General features: G+C 63.3%; 13 protein-coding genes and 1 tRNA gene. 9 read left to right on the top strand and 5 right to left on the bottom strand.

The genetic code is table 11. The features are described 5' to 3' along the window. The first annotated feature begins 13 nt into the window (after window positions 1-13). On the top strand, window positions 14-2,536 hold the full coding sequence (locus J9789_RS12735; RefSeq protein WP_209345988.1) for a M56 family metallopeptidase: 2,523 nt from the start codon (window positions 14-16) through the stop codon (window positions 2,534-2,536). Between the two features lie 54 nt (window positions 2,537-2,590). Here the strand turns inward: J9789_RS12735 and J9789_RS12730 are convergent, their stop codons facing one another. Continuing rightward, entirely contained in the window at window positions 2,591-4,792 is a 2,202-nt protein-coding gene (locus J9789_RS12730; protein ID WP_209345986.1) for a hypothetical protein, read from the bottom strand. Window positions 4,793-4,824: 32 nt separating this feature from the next. After that, on the bottom strand, window positions 4,825-5,592 hold the full coding sequence (gene rlmB, locus J9789_RS12725; protein ID WP_209345984.1) for a 23S rRNA (guanosine(2251)-2'-O)-methyltransferase RlmB: 768 nt from the start codon (window positions 5,590-5,592) through the stop codon (window positions 4,825-4,827). 205 nt (window positions 5,593-5,797) lie between these two features. Here rlmB and ftsH point away from each other — a divergent pair, with 205 nt between their 5' ends. Continuing rightward, entirely contained in the window at window positions 5,798-7,954 is a 2,157-nt protein-coding gene (ftsH, locus tag J9789_RS12720) for an ATP-dependent zinc metalloprotease FtsH (RefSeq protein WP_245185269.1), read from the top strand. Window positions 7,955-8,007: 53 nt separating this feature from the next. On the opposite strand, the gene J9789_RS12715 is transcribed toward ftsH, so the two are convergent. Further along, complete coding sequence (locus J9789_RS12715; RefSeq protein ID WP_209345980.1) at window positions 8,008-8,637, bottom strand: helix-turn-helix domain-containing protein; 630 nt, start codon at window positions 8,635-8,637, stop codon at window positions 8,008-8,010. 206 nt (window positions 8,638-8,843) lie between these two features. On the opposite strand from J9789_RS12715, the gene J9789_RS12710 reads away from it, so the two are divergent. Beyond that, a tRNA-Ala gene (locus J9789_RS12710) sits at window positions 8,844-8,919 on the top strand. Between the two features lie 48 nt (window positions 8,920-8,967). Here the strand turns inward: J9789_RS12710 and J9789_RS12705 are convergent. Both J9789_RS12705 and J9789_RS12700 read right to left on the bottom strand, forming a co-directional pair. Then, on the bottom strand, window positions 8,968-9,210 hold the full coding sequence (locus J9789_RS12705; RefSeq protein WP_209345978.1) for a hypothetical protein: 243 nt from the start codon (window positions 9,208-9,210) through the stop codon (window positions 8,968-8,970). A gap of 134 nt (window positions 9,211-9,344) precedes the next feature. Then, window positions 9,345-9,767: a hypothetical protein gene (locus tag J9789_RS12700; RefSeq protein ID WP_209345977.1), complete on the bottom strand. Its 423-nt coding sequence runs from the start codon at window positions 9,765-9,767 to the stop codon at window positions 9,345-9,347. Between the two features lie 193 nt (window positions 9,768-9,960). Between J9789_RS12700 and yfbR the strand changes: the two genes are divergently transcribed. The 6 genes from yfbR to J9789_RS12670 all read left to right on the top strand — a co-directional run bounded on the left by yfbR (window position 9,961) and on the right by J9789_RS12670 (window position 16,492). Beyond that, window positions 9,961-10,548 carry a 5'-deoxynucleotidase gene (gene yfbR / locus J9789_RS12695; protein WP_209345975.1) on the top strand — a complete coding sequence of 196 codons (588 nt, stop codon included), beginning with the start codon at window positions 9,961-9,963 and terminating at the stop codon, window positions 10,546-10,548. Between the two features lie 43 nt (window positions 10,549-10,591). Beyond that, the gene (locus tag J9789_RS12690) at window positions 10,592-10,861 is read left to right on the top strand and encodes an ACT domain-containing protein (RefSeq protein ID WP_209345973.1); all 270 of its coding nucleotides are present in this window, start codon (window positions 10,592-10,594) and stop codon (window positions 10,859-10,861) included. Between the two features lie 170 nt (window positions 10,862-11,031). Further along, window positions 11,032-12,390 (top strand): PFL family protein, encoded by a 1,359-nt coding sequence (locus J9789_RS12685; protein WP_209345971.1) that lies wholly within the window; start codon window positions 11,032-11,034, stop codon window positions 12,388-12,390. A gap of 136 nt (window positions 12,391-12,526) precedes the next feature. Further along, a complete protein-coding gene (locus J9789_RS12680) occupies window positions 12,527-14,488 on the top strand; it encodes a molybdopterin-dependent oxidoreductase (RefSeq protein WP_209345969.1) in 1,962 nt (653 codons plus the stop codon). Between the two features lie 112 nt (window positions 14,489-14,600). Then, window positions 14,601-15,935 carry a glucose-6-phosphate isomerase gene (locus tag J9789_RS12675; protein WP_209345967.1) on the top strand — a complete coding sequence of 445 codons (1,335 nt, stop codon included), beginning with the start codon at window positions 14,601-14,603 and terminating at the stop codon, window positions 15,933-15,935. Window positions 15,936-16,078: 143 nt separating this feature from the next. Continuing rightward, a complete protein-coding gene (locus J9789_RS12670; protein WP_209345965.1) occupies window positions 16,079-16,492 on the top strand; it encodes a hypothetical protein in 414 nt (137 codons plus the stop codon). Window positions 16,493-16,631 lie beyond the last annotated feature (139 nt).

Genomic DNA, 16,631 nt, shown 5'->3' with positions numbered 1-16,631 from the left:
AGGGGTGTTTTCTATGACATCCTTCCTGTATACCCTGCTCAAGCTGAGCCTGTTGGGCTCGGTGCTGGCGGTGCTGCTCATGCTGGTGCGCCCCCTCATCAAGAGCAAGGCGGCGGCCTACTACCTGTGGCTGCTGGTGCTGGTGCGGCTGTGCCTGCCCTGGGGGGTGACCATCCCCCTGCCCGCCCAGCCGGCGGAGCCGGTTACCCAGGCCCAGACCCAGACCGTGCCTTCCGGTGGGATGCAGACCGGAACTGTGCAGGGTCAGACAGGGGAGAGCATAAATCCCGCCAAGCCCGAAAGCCCCGCCGTGCCGGAGACGCCCGCCCCTGCGCCCTTTGACTGGCGGGGGCTGGTGACCTCCCCGACCCTGGGGTTTGGCCTGTGGGCTGCCGGGGCCGCCCTGTGGCTGGGGCGGTATGTATGGGGCTACCGGCGCTTTGCCGCGCTGGTGCGCGCCTCCGCCCGGCCCGCCGGGGAAGAGGCCCGGCAAGTGCTGGCCGCCCTGGACCCCAAAGGCCGGGTGGCTCTGCTGGAGTGCATCCACGTCCATACCCCCATGCTGCTGGGAGTGGTGCGGCCTGCCATTGTGCTGCCCCGAGGGGTGGAGGTCGACCGGCTGGAGGACATTCTGTCCCACGAGCTGACCCATGCCAAGCGGCACGACCTGCTCTACAAATGGCTGGCGGCGGCAGTGACCAGCCTCCACTGGTTCAACCCCCTGATGGCGGTGGTGCGGCGGCAGATCTCCCACGCCTGCGAGCTGGCCTGTGACGAGGCGGTGACCCGTGCCATGGACGGCCCCGCCCGGCGGCACTACGGGGAGACCCTGCTGGCCCTGGCCGCCCGGCCTCCCAGAGGCATGGGGGTGCTGGCCACCACCTTATGCGAGGAAAAGCAGCAGCTGAAGGAAAGGCTGGTGACCATGATGAAAGGCAGAAAGCAGGGCCCTGCCGCGCTGGCGGCCACCCTGGCCCTGGCCATTGCGTTGACCGGCTGCGCCGCCATCAGCGGCGCGGTGCCCAGCGCCAGTCCGGCGCCCTCGCCGGACCAGAGCGCCCTGCTGGAGGAGGCGGCGCTGTACGACCTGGACTTTGACCTCCAGATGGCCCTTCCCAAGGATCTGGACGACCAGCTGCTGGTGAAGCTGCCGGAGGAGGGGGATACCTTCCTGGCCTCCGTGTGGGAGAAGCGCAGCTACGAGGCGGCGGGGGGCGGCGACACCGATATGGGGTGGCTTTTCACCCTGGCCCGGTGGGATCAGGCCCAGTACGAGCAGTATCTGGTCTCCGACGGCAGCGGGGTGGACCTCTTTGCCTGCAAGGACGGCTGGTACTATGTGCGGTTCCACCCCACCGACGTGCGCTTCTACAGTGACTCCCAGGACCAGGCCACCCTGGAGGAGCAGAGCAAGGCCTGGGAGACCCTGAACACCCGCCTGCCGGAGGAGGTATGCCCCGACTTCATTGCCCGCAACAGCCTGGAGGCATACGACGCCAGCATGACCTTCCACGACGGCTGCCTGTGGGACAGCGACCACCGCTACGTCTACTTCCGGACCGGGGACTGGAGCGAGTCCATCACCCTTCTCCTCTCCCAGCCTGCCAAGCAGGGGACGGGGGGCCTCTGGTGCGTGGAGGGCTGGATGGACAACAACTACGGCACCCGCTATCTGGTGCTGCCCCGGGACACCGGTACCACGGCGGCGGACTACTATACCGCCCTCCAGCATCAGGTGGACGAGGGCTATGAGCCCGGACTGCTGGAGCCCCTCTCCGCCGCCAAGGAATGGCTGAGCGAGCAAGGCTACGACGTGGGCGCCGGCCATGTGGAACTGCTGGAGGGGGCGCCGGCCTGGAACATTTATGAGCGGGAGATGGTTCCCATTCTGGAACAGGAGCGTCCCATGACCCTGCTGACCTATGAGAACGGCCGGGAGACGCAGTCTCAGCCCTACGGCACCAGCGCCACCAACCGCTATCTCGGGGTACGGACCTGGGTGAAGGCCCAGGCGCCCGAGGTGCTCAACGGCGAGGCCATGACCTGCACCGCCGAAAACGGAGACAGCCTTATCTTCCTGAAGGAGAGTGGCCTGGTAGGGATCACCCGGGAGGGCAAGACTAGCTGGTATACCTACGCCTACGATTACGACGGACCCAACCCCTATGAATCTGTCTATGCAGAGGCATATTATGAGGAGTGGGTGGAGATGAACCAGCCCCTTGCCCACACCTACTCCGAGGCAGAGCAGGAGGCAGCCTTTGAGGCGGTGCGGGACCTCTTTAAAACCAGCTATGCAGGCTGCACGCTGGGGACCCTCAGCTACGACTCTCAGCGCTCCTATGAGGAGGCTGCCCGGTACCTGAACACGGACGATCCTCAGCAAATCAATAACTTAATTGTTATATTCGGCGAGTTTACTACAGATGGCAATCAGGCGGTGCTGAATCCCAACAGTACCTACACCGATTACATGTTCATCCTCCAGCGGGAAGACGCAGATGCTCCCTGGATCTTCATCGACGGGGGCTATTGAGTCCCACAAGCAGAAAAAAGACTCCCTGCCCACTGGGCAGGGAGTCTTTTTGTCTCAGTATTTGTTGACCATCCCCGAAATCAGGGGAGTGGGCACCAGCCACATGATGAGGAACACCAAGAGGTTGGGTGCGGACAGGGAGGCGTAGGCCCCCACAAAGGTGAGGTAGAAGGCCAGGATCAGGCCTACCACCGCCCCCAGGCTGGCCAGCACCGCCGAGGTGCGCACCGCCCGGCGCAGGCGGGCGGCGCCCACCACCGCCTCTGAGTAGGGGCCGATGCCCTCCCGGCAGAGGACGGCGGTGAGGATGTCGCTGTGGGCCTGGTCCTCGTCGGACAGCTCCACGCGGCGCTCCGCCGCCGGGTATTCCATCCGGTCCACCGGCAGCTTGAACCGCTGGCGGAGCATGGCGGGGATCAGATTGAAATCCCGGGTAGCCATCACCGGGGTGATCCGGTTGCGGATCAGGGAGGTCAGGGCGGGGTCCACCGTGCCGTGGAGGGTGTAGTTCAGGGCAAAGATGCCCGCCAGCTCTCCGTCGATGGCGCAGAACACCGCGTTCTTCACCCGCAGGCCGGGGGGCAGAGCCACCTCCATCAGCCGCATGAAGTCGGCAGAGCCCACCAGCACCTGTTCGTTGCGGATGACGCCGGACAGACCGCCTTCATAGCAGAAGAAGTTGGACACCCGGCGATAAATGGCCCCCTGGGCCCGCAGCAGGTCGTGAAAGATCTTGTCCAGGCCGCAGCCAGACTCCCGGATGAGGGTGGCGGTGTCGGCCACTACCTTTTCCGCGGGGAAGTCGCCAAAGATCTTGATGCCGTTGAGGGCTACGCAGCCCGGCGGGAAGAGGTCGGTGTCGTTGACCACGATGCCGCTGCCGCCGGTGGCGGTGACGCCGTCCCAGCCGGCAATGGCGGCACCCGACTTGCTCAGTCGCTGGCACAGGGAGAGCCAGGGCAGCCCGAAGCACAGGGCGCCGGACAGGGAAGCGGAGGCGGTGAGGGTGGCGGAAAGGCACCACAGCAGCCGCTCCGGCGCGCCCCGGCCAATGGAGACCACCACGCTGAGCAGCAGGCTGGCAATGAGCAGCAGGGGGGTGATGCGCCTAAAAATGCGCTGGGCGCCGTCGGAGGCCTGGATCTGACGGCCAAAGCCGATGGGCTCGCCGGACCACTTCACATAGGTGTCCCGGCCGTTCCACTTGCCCTCGTCCAGGGTGACCAGATAGGGGTTGGAGGCGGCCACCGCCGTCTTACAGGCCAGCCGCAGGCCCCGCCGCTTCCGGTAGGTGCCCCGCAGCAGCAAAGAAATGCCCAGCACGATGGCGGCGCAGTAGGGCATCTGGCCCTCCCGGGGGTCCAGCATATACATGGTCAGCGCGTCGGCCAGGGTGGCGGCGGAGGCGAAGACCAGTACAGTGTCCATGCCCGCGTCCAGCCGCAGCAGACCGAACAGCCCCCGGAAGAGGGCGTCCAGCCCGATCAGCATGGCCAATCCCTGCACCGCGGCCAGGATGAGCACCCGCAGCTCGGGCGTCAGCATCGCAGGGTGGGGGAAGGCGTCCAGAGTCAGATAGAGTGCGGGGAGGAAGAGAAGAAACACCAGGGTGGAGCGCAGCTTCAGGCTTTTCAGGCCCTTGCCGTACCGCTTGGCCAGATCCGCCGGAGGCAGATCGGGGGCGGGGGGCGGCTCCTTCCGGGGCTTGCGCTCCCGGCGGCGGGGGGAGGGTTCCTCCTCCTCGTCGGTGCCGGGGATGAATTCCTCGGCCCGGCGCACCGCCGTGTCGTCCTCCATGCCCTCCTCTTCAAACATGTGCTCGGCGTAGTCGTCCGCCTTTTTCAGCAGGCGGTTGATGCCCTGGGTGAGGGGACTCTCCTCCGACGCCTCGTCAGGGAAGTCCAGCACGTTGTCCGCCGGAGGGGGCTCCTTCTGCCGGGGTGCCTCCTGTTTCGGGGGAGCCTCTTTTTTCTTGGGGGGCTCCTTTTTGGGAGGCGGCTCCTGCTCCACCGGCGGCTGGGCGGCCTTGGCGCGGGCCGACTCCTGTCCGCCCTCCGGGAAGGTGAGCACCCGTCCCGGCTTTTTCACGTTGGAGGTGTTCCGCTGGCTGTGGGGGATCACCGGGAAGGGGATGGTGTCCTCCTCCACCTTTTTCTTCTTCTGCCCGCCGCCGAACTCCGCCAGGATGGATTCCAGGGAAAATTCGTCTCCGCCGGGCACGTCCTTATTCAATTCATCGTCCCGGTCCTTTGACATGGGAGCATGCTCCTTTTCTGAGGATAGGTAAATCAGCCCATGCGCTGGCGGACGGCCTCATAGAGAAGGATGGCCGCGGCGGCGCTGGCGTTGAGGGAGTTGAGCTTGCCCTTCATGGGGATGCGCACCTTGAAGTCACAGGTCTCGGCCACCAGACGGCCCATGCCGGTGCCCTCGCTGCCGATGACGATGGCGGCGGGGCCCTTCAGGTCGGCGTCGTACAGCAGCCGGTCGCCGTCGGCGGCAGTGCCGAACACCCACACGCCCTCGTCCTTCAGCTCCTTGAGCAGGGCGGGTAGGTTGGGTACCCGGGCCACGGGTACGTGGCTCACCGCGCCGGCGGAGGTCTTGGCCACCACCGCCGTCAGACCGGCGGAGCGGCGCTTGGGGATGATGACCCCGTGGGCTCCGGCGCACTCGGCGGTGCGGATCACCGCGCCCAGGTTGTGGGGGTCGGAAAGCTCATCGCACACCACGATGAGAGGGGGCTCCCCCTTCTCCCGGGCGGCGTTCAGAATGTCGTCCACGCTGGCGTACTCCCGCACCGCCGCCTGGGCAATGACGCCCTGGTGGGAGTGGGTGCGGCTCATAAAGTCCAGCTTCTTCCGGTCGCATTCCACCACCACGATGCCCTTGTCCCGGGCGGCGGCGGCAATGTGGGCCAGAGCAGAGTCGGTCTCTCCCCGGGCCAGGAAGATCTTGTCAATGGGCGTTCCCGCCCGGAGGGCCTCGGTGACGGCGTTACGGCCTTCAATGATGCCGTCCGCCTCGGCCTGGGGGGCCGGTCTGCGCTCCTTCATGATTGGTTCCTGCCTTTCCTGTTAATCTCCTTCAGTATACCACAAGAAGGGCCATAGAAAAAGATAAAAATTCCCCGTCGTGCCCCTCCGGTTTCATAGAAAGTTTACAGCTTTCAGCTTTCCCTTTCTTGTTTTTTCAGGGGTCGTGTGCTATAACTATAATTACTTTCCAGTTGGAATGAATGCACTCAAGGAGGCATTTCTATTGAATCCCGATCGCCAAAACAATAACCGCGGAAAGGGCGGAGGCAACAACAAGCGCAACATCACCGCCATCGTGTCCATCATCCTGTGGGCCCTGGTGCTGACCGTGCTGGTCAACTACGCCTCTTCCATGTTCCGCCAGGCCAATTCGGTGGAGATCAGCTACGGCGTGTTCCGTGAGCTGGTCAAGCAGGATTGTGTGGAAGGAGTCGTCATGGACTCCAACAAGTACACCATCTATCTGAAGGATGGTGTGTCGGTGGATGCCAACGGCAACATCACCAAGACCGCTGAAGCCGCCGGCATCTCCGACGGCAGCGAGACCCAGAAGACCGATCAGAAGGGTACCATTCCCCCGCCCTCGGAGTGGGCCCAGGAAAAGACCACCTACTACTGTGCACCCATCACCCAGGCCAACGTCCGGGATGATGCCCTCATCGATCTGCTGGAGGAGCACGGCGTCACCCAGTACGGTCCCGAGTATGTGGAGGAGCTCAACCCCATCGTATCCATGCTGGTGTCCTGGGTGCTGCCCATGGTGGTGATGGTGGCCCTGTTCTCCTTCCTGTTCCGCAGCATGGCGGGCAAGATGGGCGGCGGCCTGGGCAACCTGGGCAAGTCCAACGCCAAGGTTTACGTGGAGAAAAAGACCGGCGTCACTTTTAAAGATGTGGCCGGCCAGGATGAGGCCAAGGAATCCCTGGTGGAGATCATCGACTTCCTCCACAATCCCCAGAAGTACACCGAGATCGGCGCCAAGCTGCCCAAGGGCGCTCTGCTGGTGGGCCCGCCCGGTACCGGTAAGACCCTGCTGGCCAAGGCCGTGGCCGGTGAGGCCAACGTGCCCTTCTTCTCCATCTCCGGTTCCGACTTCGTGGAGATGTTCGTGGGTATGGGCGCCGCCCGTGTCCGCGACCTGTTCAAGGAGGCCAACAAGATGGCCCCCTGTATCGTGTTCATCGACGAGATCGATACCATCGGTAAATCCCGCGACAACCGCATGGGCGGCAATGACGAGCGGGAGCAGACCCTGAACCAGCTGCTGGCTGAGATGGACGGCTTTGACCCCACCAAGGGCGTCATCCTGCTGGCCGCCACCAACCGGCCCGAGGTGCTGGACCAGGCCCTGCTGCGGCCCGGCCGCTTCGACCGGCGCATCACCGTGGACCGGCCCAACCTGGCCGGCCGTCTGGCTACCCTCCAGGTCCATACCCGCAAGATCAAGCTGGCGGAGGACGTGGATCTGAAGAAGGTGGCCCTGGCTACCGCCGGCGCCGTGGGCGCCGATCTGGCCAACCTGGTCAACGAGGCCGCCCTGCGTGCGGTCCGGCTGGGCCGCAAGGCGGTCAACCAGCAGGACCTGCTCACCGCCTTCGAGCTGGTCATTGCCGGCGCCGAGAAGAAGGGCAGCGTCCTCAGCGAGTTCGAGAAGAAGCTGGTGGCCTATCACGAGGTGGGCCATGCCATGGTGGCCTATAAGCAGAAGCACGCCGAGCCGGTCACCAAGATCACCATCGTCCCCCACACCCAGGGCGCCCTGGGCTACACCCTCCACCTGCCGGAGGAGGACAAGAACCTCCACACCAAGGACGAGCTGCTGGCCCAGATCACCGTCTCCATGGGCGGCCGTGTGGCCGAGGAGCTGGTGATGCACACCATGACCAACGGCGCCGCTCAGGACATCCAGGACGCCACCAGCATCGCCCGCAACATGGTAGCCATGTTCGGCATGAGTGAGCAGTTTGGTATGATGGCTCTGGCCTCCCGCCGCAACCAGTACCTGGACGGCGGCTACGGCCTGGACTGCGCGGAAAACACCGCCGCCTCCATGGACCAGGCGGTCCACGGCATCATCGACTCCTGCTACCGGAAGGCTACCCAGATCCTCTCCGAGAGCCGGGAGGACATGGACAAGGTGGTGGCCTTCCTGCTGGAGAAGGAGACCATCACCGGCGCCGAGATGGTGGCCATTCTGGAGGGCCGCGACCCCGCCTTGGCCGATCAGTATGCTGAGCTGGAGAAGCGGGAGCAGGCGGCAGAGAAGCCTGCCCAGACTCAGGCCAGCATTCCCCTCGGTGGGGATATCCAGCTTGATGGAGAGACTCCCGATCAGCCGGAGAAGCCAGAGACCGGCTTTGGAGACAAGCCAAAGGAATAACACATAAAAATACCCCGGGGATGATCCCCGGGGTATTTTTATGTAGGGGCAAACTAGCCGTACTCATTTAGAATCTGTAGTTCTTCCCGTCCGTTTTTCTCAAAACCCACGAAAATGCGCAGTGGCTCGTTGGGTACGGTAAAAGTCGCTGAATAGGAGACCCCTTCCAGCGATGCCCGCTGGTCCGTGGATTCCTGCCGAAAACGCTCTCCTGTGTCTGTTTCCGCCAGGAAAAAGACCGTGGTGTCCTCCAGTGCAGCAGAATCCTCCATAAGAACCCACACAAAAAGCTCCCCTGTCTCAGAGCTGCCGGAAAGGCTGGTCACCGACATGCCATGGTTTGCAATCTGTTCGCTTAGTTTGGGCGGAGCCAGCTGCTTTATAGCTTGGGGGATGATGCCCACCGCCAGCCCGGCCAGAAAGCACACTACCGCCAGGAGCAGCATTTTCCGACGGATGCGGGAGTCCTTTTTTGCTGCCGGCGGCTCCTCCACCTGGAGCAGTTCATTTAAAGTGATGCCAAACAGCTTGGACAGGGCGATCAGTTTGTCGGTGTCGGGTACCGCCCCGTCGGCCTCCCACTTGCTGACCGCTTGACGGGATACCCCCAGCTTGTCCCCCAGCCCCTCCTGGGAGAGCCCCAGCCGGGTGCGGTGGGCCTGGATGCGCTGACCCAGCGTCATGTCCATCCCCCTCCTTTCGCTGGTTTTATCCTATCCGACGGCGGTCCAAAAAGCAAGGGCCGCCCCCTTCCATCCTGTCAACCGGCGGTTGACAACACCCAACTCCAAAAATTTTTGAGAAAAATGAAAAAAGCAGTTGACAACAGGGGAGAGGAGTGCTAAAATACAATTCGTTCGGTCGACCTGACCGGCGGCCAAGTGAATATGGGGGTATAGCTCAGCTGGGAGAGCGCTTGAATGGCATTCAAGAGGTCAGCGGTTCGATCCCGCTTATCTCCACCAAAAAGACCTGAAACTTTGGTTTCAGGTCTTTTTTTCGTTGTTGGGGCCTCACTCATCGATACTGCGTCCGCAGTGGGGACAGAAGGGCCCCGTGCTTCGGTCCAGATATTTTCCGCAATGGGGGCACCGGTAGAAAAGAAGCTGAAACCCCAGCGCGCACAGCATGATCACCACGCCGATGGTGGTCAGCAGATTGATCTCCGCCAGCACGCCCCCAACCGCCAGGGCACTGCCCACACCCAACATCAGCCAGACGATCCTTCTTACCTTTTTGGGCGGCAATGGTTTCACGGTCTGTCACCTCCGCGTTCCGGTTTCTTGGCTTACTAGGGACAGTATACCACCCCGAAGAATGCCGGGCAATGCCCGTGGACACACAGCACAAAAAACCCGCCCATGCCATGCATGGGCGGGTTTTTGTGGATTCAGGGCTGGGGATCTTCCGGCGGGGTGAGCTCAGCGGGCTGGGCCGCTTCGGTCTCCACCGGCGGCACATCCTCCGGTACAGTAGGGGCCTCCGGTGCGGCCGGAGCGCCCACGGCAAAGCACCGTCTGCCGTAGTGGATGATGGTCAGAGCGCCTGCCGCCATAAAGAAGACACCGCTGTAGACAGCCAGCTTGCCGCCCAGCTCCCGCAGGTTGTTGGCGGTCACGGCGGCGTTGAGGGCGGCGTCCCGGGTGGCGTCATACTGATAGGTGTAGAAGTCCGCGCCGAAACTGGCCATATCCGGGCTGTGGGTGGAGTAGGTCTCCGCCGGGGTGGCCAGGAACACGATGCCGGCCAGCACCAGCGCCAGGCCCACCACAAAGCCCAGCAGATCCCAAATGTTTTTCCGCTTTGCTTGCATAATTCCTCACACTCCTCGTCAGATTGGGTCAGAATCGATTCTATAGCCATTGTAGCACACCAAAAGGGGCAATACGATATCCTCGCTGCATAGGGTATGGGCCTTTGGAGGGGAAAAGTTTGGGGGCCTTCCGTTTACACCGACGTGCATTTATGGTAGAATAACTTGTTTCGATGGAATAGGGGGATTATGGATGGAATCTCGACCCTTTTTTGCCTATTTATCCCGGATGCGGTACATCAACCGCTGGGGACTCATGCGCAACACCTTTCAGGAGAACATCCAGGAGCACTCCCACATGGTGGCGGTGCTCTCCCACGCCCTGGCGGTGATCCGGCGGGATGTGTTCGGGAAGGAGGCCGACCCCGGTCTGGCCGCCATGGCCGCCCTGTACCATGACGCCCCGGAGATCCTCACCGGCGATCTGCCCACCCCCATCAAGTATTACGACCCGGAGATCCGGGACGCCTACAAGAAGGTGGAGGAGTTCTCCGCCGGCAAGCTGCTGAACATGCTGCCGGAGGAGCTGCGCCCCGCCTTTTCCCCCCTGCTGCGGGAGGACTACGACCCGGATACCAAGGCCCTGGTGAAGGCGGCGGACAAGCTGTCCGCCCACATCAAGTGCCTGGAGGAGCTGAAGGCGGGCAACACCGAGTTCCAGCAGGCCGCCCGGCAGACCCTGGACGCCCTGAAGGACTACGGCCTGCCCGAGGTGGACTATTTCCTGGAGCATTTCCTCCCTGCCTTCGGCATGACCCTGGATGAGATGGGCCGGACCTGAGCCGGTGCCGTTTCCATATCGAGAAATAAAGGAGTTATCAACTATGAAAGCCATTGTCACCGTTCTGGGCAAGGACCGGGTGGGCATCATGTCCCTGGTGTGCGGTCTGCTGGCCCAGCACAACGTCAACGTTCTGGATATCAGCCAGACCATCCTGCAGGACTATTTCACCATGGTCATGCTGGTGGATGTCAGCAACTGCGACCTGCCCTTTGCCGACCTGGCTGCCCTGATGGAGCAGGAGGGCAAGGACCGGGATCTGTCCATCCGCGCCCAGCGGGAGGACATCTTTAATGCCATGCATCGCATCTGAGGAAGCGCGAAGCCGCCGAGCAGGGGAGCCTGGACCGGAGCGAGGGCGAGCGCAGGGCCGCTTTGCGGCCCGCAGACCAGCCCGAGACGGAGGGAAGGCGACCCGGCTGTGAGGCGTGCGCAGCGTGACAAGAAACGATGATCGTCCGACGATAAGGAGTACATCATTTTATGATTAATGCCAACGAGATTTTTGATACGATCCATATGATCGACCAGCAGCATCTGGATGTGCGTACCATTACCATGGGCATCTCCCTGCTGGACTGCGCCGACTCCGATCCCAACGCCGCCTGCCGCAAGATCTATGACAAGATCACCCGCCAGGCCGAGCACCTGGTGGCCACCGGCGAGGCCATCGAGCGGGAGTTCGGTATCCCCATCGTCAACAAGCGGCTCTCCGTGACCCCCATGGCCCTGGTGGCCGGGGCCTCCGAGACCAACAGCTATGTGCCCTTTGCTGTGGCCATGGACAACGCCGCCAAGGCGGTGGGCGTCAACTTCATCGGCGGCTTCTCCGCTCTGGTGCAGAAGGGCGCTACCAAGGCCGACCGGAAGCTCATCGCCTCCATCCCAGAGTCCCTGGCCCGCACCGATCTGGTGTGCGCCAGCGTCAACGTGGGCTCCACCAAGGCGGGCATCAACATGAACGCTGTGGGCGTCATGGGCCGCACCATCAAGGAGTGCGCCCAGCTCACCGCCGACCAGGGCGGCTTCGGCTGCGCCAAGCTGGTGGTGTTCTGCAACGCCGTGGAGGATAACCCCTTCATGGCCGGCGCCTTCCACGGCGTGGGCGAGCCCGACTGCATCATCAACGTGGGCGTGTCTGGCCCCGGCGTGGTGCACCATGCCCTGAAGGACGTGAAGGGCCAGCCCTTTGACGTGGTGGCCGAGACCATCAAGAAGACCGCCTTCCGGGTGACCCGTATGGGTCAGCTGGTGGCCCAGGAGGCCAGCCGCCGCCTGGGGGTGCCCTTCGGCATCGTGGACCTGTCCCTGGCTCCCACCCCCGCCATCGGCGACTCCGTGGCCCGCATCCTGGAGGAGATGGGCCTGGAGACCTGCGGCACCCACGGTACCACCGCCGCCCTGGCCCTGCTCAACGACGCGGTGAAGAAGGGCGGCGTCATGGCCTCCTCCCACGTGGGCGGCCTGTCCGGCGCCTTCATCCCCGTCAGTGAGGACGAGGGCATGATCGCCGCCGCCCGTTCCGGCGTGCTCCACCTGGACAAGCTGGAGGCTATGACCTGCGTGTGCTCCGTGGGCCTGGATATGATCGCCGTCCCCGGCGATACCTCCGCTGCCACCATCTCCGCCATCATCGCCGACGAGGCTGCCATTGGCATGGTCAACTCCAAGACCACCGCTGTGCGCATCATCCCCGCCCCCGGCAAGGTGGTGGGCGACACCGTGGAGTTCGGCGGCCTGCTGGGCTCTGCCCCCGTCATGCCTATCCATCCCCAGAGCGCTGAGGCCTTCGTGGCCCGGGGCGGCCGCATTCCCGCCCCCATGCAGAGCCTGAAGAACTAAGTCCAGGGGGGACGTTGTCCCCCTCTAGATACAAAACCGCCGGGCCGATGTGGGCGTCGGCCCCTACGCAAATGATTCCTGTTTTGCTCGCAAAAGGCCGCCCACGGGCGGCCTTTTTCAAAAGGAGGTTATCATCATGTCCACTTGTCGTTCTGCCTGTCCCTATGACTGCCCCGAGGGGTGCTCGCTGCTGGTGGAGACACAGGGCAATACCGTCACCGCCATCACCGGCGATCCGGCCAACCCTTATACCGACGGCTGGGTGTGCGCCAAAATGCGCCATCTGCCCGAGGCCATGAACGGCCCCCACCGCATCCTCACCCCGCTGCGCCGTACCGGTGCCAAGGGCGCAGGGGAGTTCGAGCCCATCTCCTGGGACCAGGCCATTGAAGAGATCACCAGTCGCTGGAAGGAGCTGATGGCCCAGTACGGCCCGGAGACCATCCTGCCCTACTCCTACGCCGGCACCATGGGCGTGGTCCACCGTAACTGCGGCGAGGGCTTCTTCCACGCCCTGGGTGCCAGCCGCCTCAAGCGCACCCTGTGCAGCACCGCCAAGTCCACCGGCTGGAAGCAGGTCATGGGCAACTCCTGCGACCTGTCTCCCTGGGAGGTGGAGCACAGCGACCTGATCCTGCTGTGGTCCACCAACATCCCCGCCACCCGTGCCCACCTGGCCCCCATCCTGCGGAAGGCCAAGGCCAATGGCGCCAAGATCATCCTCATCGACGTGTATGAGAATCCCTCCGCCGAACTGGCCGACCAGACTATTCTGATCCAGCCGGGCAGCGACGGCGCTCTGGCTCTGTCCATGCTCCAGGTGCTGGACCAGGAGGGCCTCACCGACGAGGCCTGGCTGGCCGAGCACGCTGCGGGCTGGGAGGAGCTGCGGGCCACCCTGGACGTGTGGGAGCCCGAGGAGACCCAGTGCCTCATCGGCCTGAGCCCCGATGTCATCCGGGACCTGGCCCTGGTCTACGGCAGAGCCAAGGCCCCCTGCATCGTGCTGGGCAGCGGCTTCTCCCGCTCCGGCAACGGCGGCGAGGCCACCCGCGCCATCACCGCTCTGCCTGCTGCTGTGGGCGCCTGGGCCAAGAAGGGCGGCGGCACCTACGGCATCTGCTCCTCTCCCGATCTGGTGGACAAGTCCTGCGTCAAGCGGCCCGACCTGGCCAAGAAGAACACCCAGATGATCAACATTAACCAGCTGGGCTACGCGCTGCAGGGCAAGGGCCTCTCCACCCCCATCCACAGCCTGTACGTCTACCACGCCAATCCGGCCACGGTGACCTCCGACCAGAACGCCGTCCGCCGGGGTCTAGCCCGGGAGGACCTGTTTACCGTGGTCCACGAGCGGTACATGACCGACACCGCCAAGTACGCCGACATCATCCTGCCCGCCCCCTACATGGTGGAGCAGACCGACCTGTACACCCCCTACGGCTACCGGGAGATCCAGTACGCCCCGGCGGCGGTGCCCGCCCCCGGTGAGGTGAAGAGCAACTGGGAGGTGTTTACCCTGCTGGCTGCCGCCATGGGCATTGAGGACCCCTTCCAGGGCCGCACCCCGGAGGAGCTGTGCCGCCAGATGGTGGAGGACAGCTGGGCCCTCACCCGGGAGGAGAAGGACAAGGTGCTGGCCGGGGAGCCGGTGGTGCTGGAGAGCCCCTTCCCCCTGCCCGTTCAGACGGAGGACGGCAAGATCCACCTGAACGAGCCCATCATTGGCTGGTTCCAGCCCCACGGCGGTTCCGACCCCTTCCACCTGATCTGCGCCCCGGTGGTCCACACCCTCAACTCCTCCTTCAATGAGTCCTCCGCTCTGCGGGACCTGCGGGGCGAGATGACGGTGCGCATGAACAGCGAGGACGCCGCCCGACTGGGTCTGTCCCAGGGGGAGCAGGTAGTGTGCTACAATAACCTGGGCGAGATGACCTGCACCCTGGCCCTGGATCGGGCCGTGGCTCCCATGACGGTGGTGGCTGAAGGCGTCTATCCCGGCGAAAACACCGTCAACTGTCTGACCCACCAGCGCCTCTCCGACTGGGGCGAGGCCACCACCATGAACGATAACACCATCTGGGTGCGGAAGGCCTGAAGGTTTTTCCGATAATTGGCTTTTTTCTCTGGCCAAAGGCCGCGGCTAGGTGTATGATAGAGGCACTGGCCGAGAAACGGCTTTGTGAAATAGAAGAAGGAGTGACGTCACCATGATTCAAATCGACACCTCCAATGCCCGTTCTTTCCTCCCGGAAAACTGGCTGACCAGCCGTCTGGACGCCCTGGAGAGCGCCCGGCAGAAGCTGGAGACCGGCAGCGGCGCAGGCGGCGACTTTACCGGCTGGGTCCACCTGCCCCGGGACTACGATAAAGAAGAGTTTGCCCGCATCCAGGCCGCCGCGGAGCGCATCCGCTCCAACTCCCAGGCCCTGGTGGTCATCGGCATCGGCGGCTCCTACCTGGGCGCCCGCGCCGTGGTGGAGCTGGTCAACTCCCCCAACTTCAATCTGACCCACAAGGACGGTCCCGCCATCTACTTCGCCGGCAACGGCCTGTCCACCGACGCCATGCTGGAAGTGATGGAGCTCATCAAGGACAAGGAATGGTCCATCAACGTGATCTCCAAGTCTGGTACCACCACCGAGCCCGCCGTGGCCTTCCGGATCTTCAAGAACCTGCTGGAGGAGAAGTACGGCAAGGAGGAGGCCCGCAAGCGCATTTACGCCACCACCGACGCCCACAAGGGCGCTCTGAAGGGCCTGGCCGACGCCGAGGGCTATGAGGAGTTCGTGGTGCCCGACGCCATCGGCGGCCGCTACAGCGTGCTCACCGCCGTGGGCCTGCTGCCCATCGCCTGCGCCGGCGTAGACATCGCCGCCCTGATGGAGGGTGCCCGGGAGGAGATGGAGACCCTGGCCGTGCCCGGTGAGGCCAACCCCGCCTGGCAGCACGCTGCCGCCCGCCATGCCCTGTACACCGGCGGCAAGAAGGTGGATATCCTGGTGGGCTATGAGCCCTCCTACCGCTTCTTCGGCGAGTGGTGGAAGCAGCTCTACGGTGAGAGCGAGGGCAAGGAGGGCAAGGGCCTGTTCCCCGCCAGCGTGGAGTTCACCGCCGACCTGCACTCCATGGGTCAGTACATCCAGCAGGGCGAGCGCCTCATGCTGGAGACCGTGGTGCGCTTCGAGAAGAGCAACGGTCCCGCCGTCACCATCCCCCACGATCCCGACAACGTGGACGGCCTCAACTTCCTGGCGGGCAAGGACCTGTCCTTCGTGGCTGAGCAGGCCATGCGGGGCACCCTGCTGGCCCATGTGGACGGCGGTGTGCCCAACCTGATGGTCACCGCACCCGGCCGCTGCGCCAAGAGCGTGGGCGCTCTCATCTACTACTTTGAGTACGTCTGCGGCCTGTCCGGCTACCTGCTGGAGATCAACCCCTTCGACCAGCCCGGCGTGGAGGCTTATAAGAATAATATGTACGCCCTGCTGGGTAAGCCTGGATATGAAGATAAAAAAGCGGAACTGGAGGCCCGACTGGGCTAACGGTAAACCTGACGGTCACCCAGGGGGGACCTGTGGGAATTTTTTGTGAACTTGAGCAAATCAGTTGCAATCCCACCGCAAAAATGGTAACATAAATGCACCAGGCCGGGGTGGTCCCGGCGGACTAAGAAGGAGTGATAACTATGGTGAGAGTGATCATGGGGGTCAAGGGCACCGGTAAGACCAAGCAGATGATCGAGCTCATTAACTCCGCTGTTCACAGCGAGAATGGCAACGTTGTTTGCATCGAGCGCGGCCCCAAGCTGACCTATGACATTCACTATAAGATTCGCCTGGTTGAGGCCAGCCACTTTGATGTTTGCAACTTCGACTTCATGAAGGGCTTCATCAGCGGCCTCTATGCCGGCAACTACGATATTACCCACGTGTTCATCGACAGCCTGACCAAGATCGTGACCGCCGACGTCACCGATCACTCGGTGGAGGACTTCCTGGATTGGCTGAACAACTTCTCCGAGAAGAACAACATCAAGTTCACCGTCACCATCAGCGCTGACGAGTCCCTGGCTACCGAGGGCATCAAGAAGTACTTCTGAGACCGATGAGAAACCGGCCTGCCGCACTTGCGGCAGGCCGGTTTTTTGTGCGCTCAAATTTAAGGATTGACAACGGTGAGGTTTGGGACTATACTATCCCCATCAATTTAATAGGAAACCGTTGAAGCGGAGATAACGG

It is taken from the genome of Flavonifractor sp. AGMB03687 (assembly GCF_017811815.1).
Classification (GTDB): domain Bacteria; phylum Bacillota; class Clostridia; order Oscillospirales; family Oscillospiraceae; genus Flavonifractor.
Note: the sequence above shows the minus strand (reverse complement) of the source record. Positions and strands in the feature narration are given on the sequence as shown.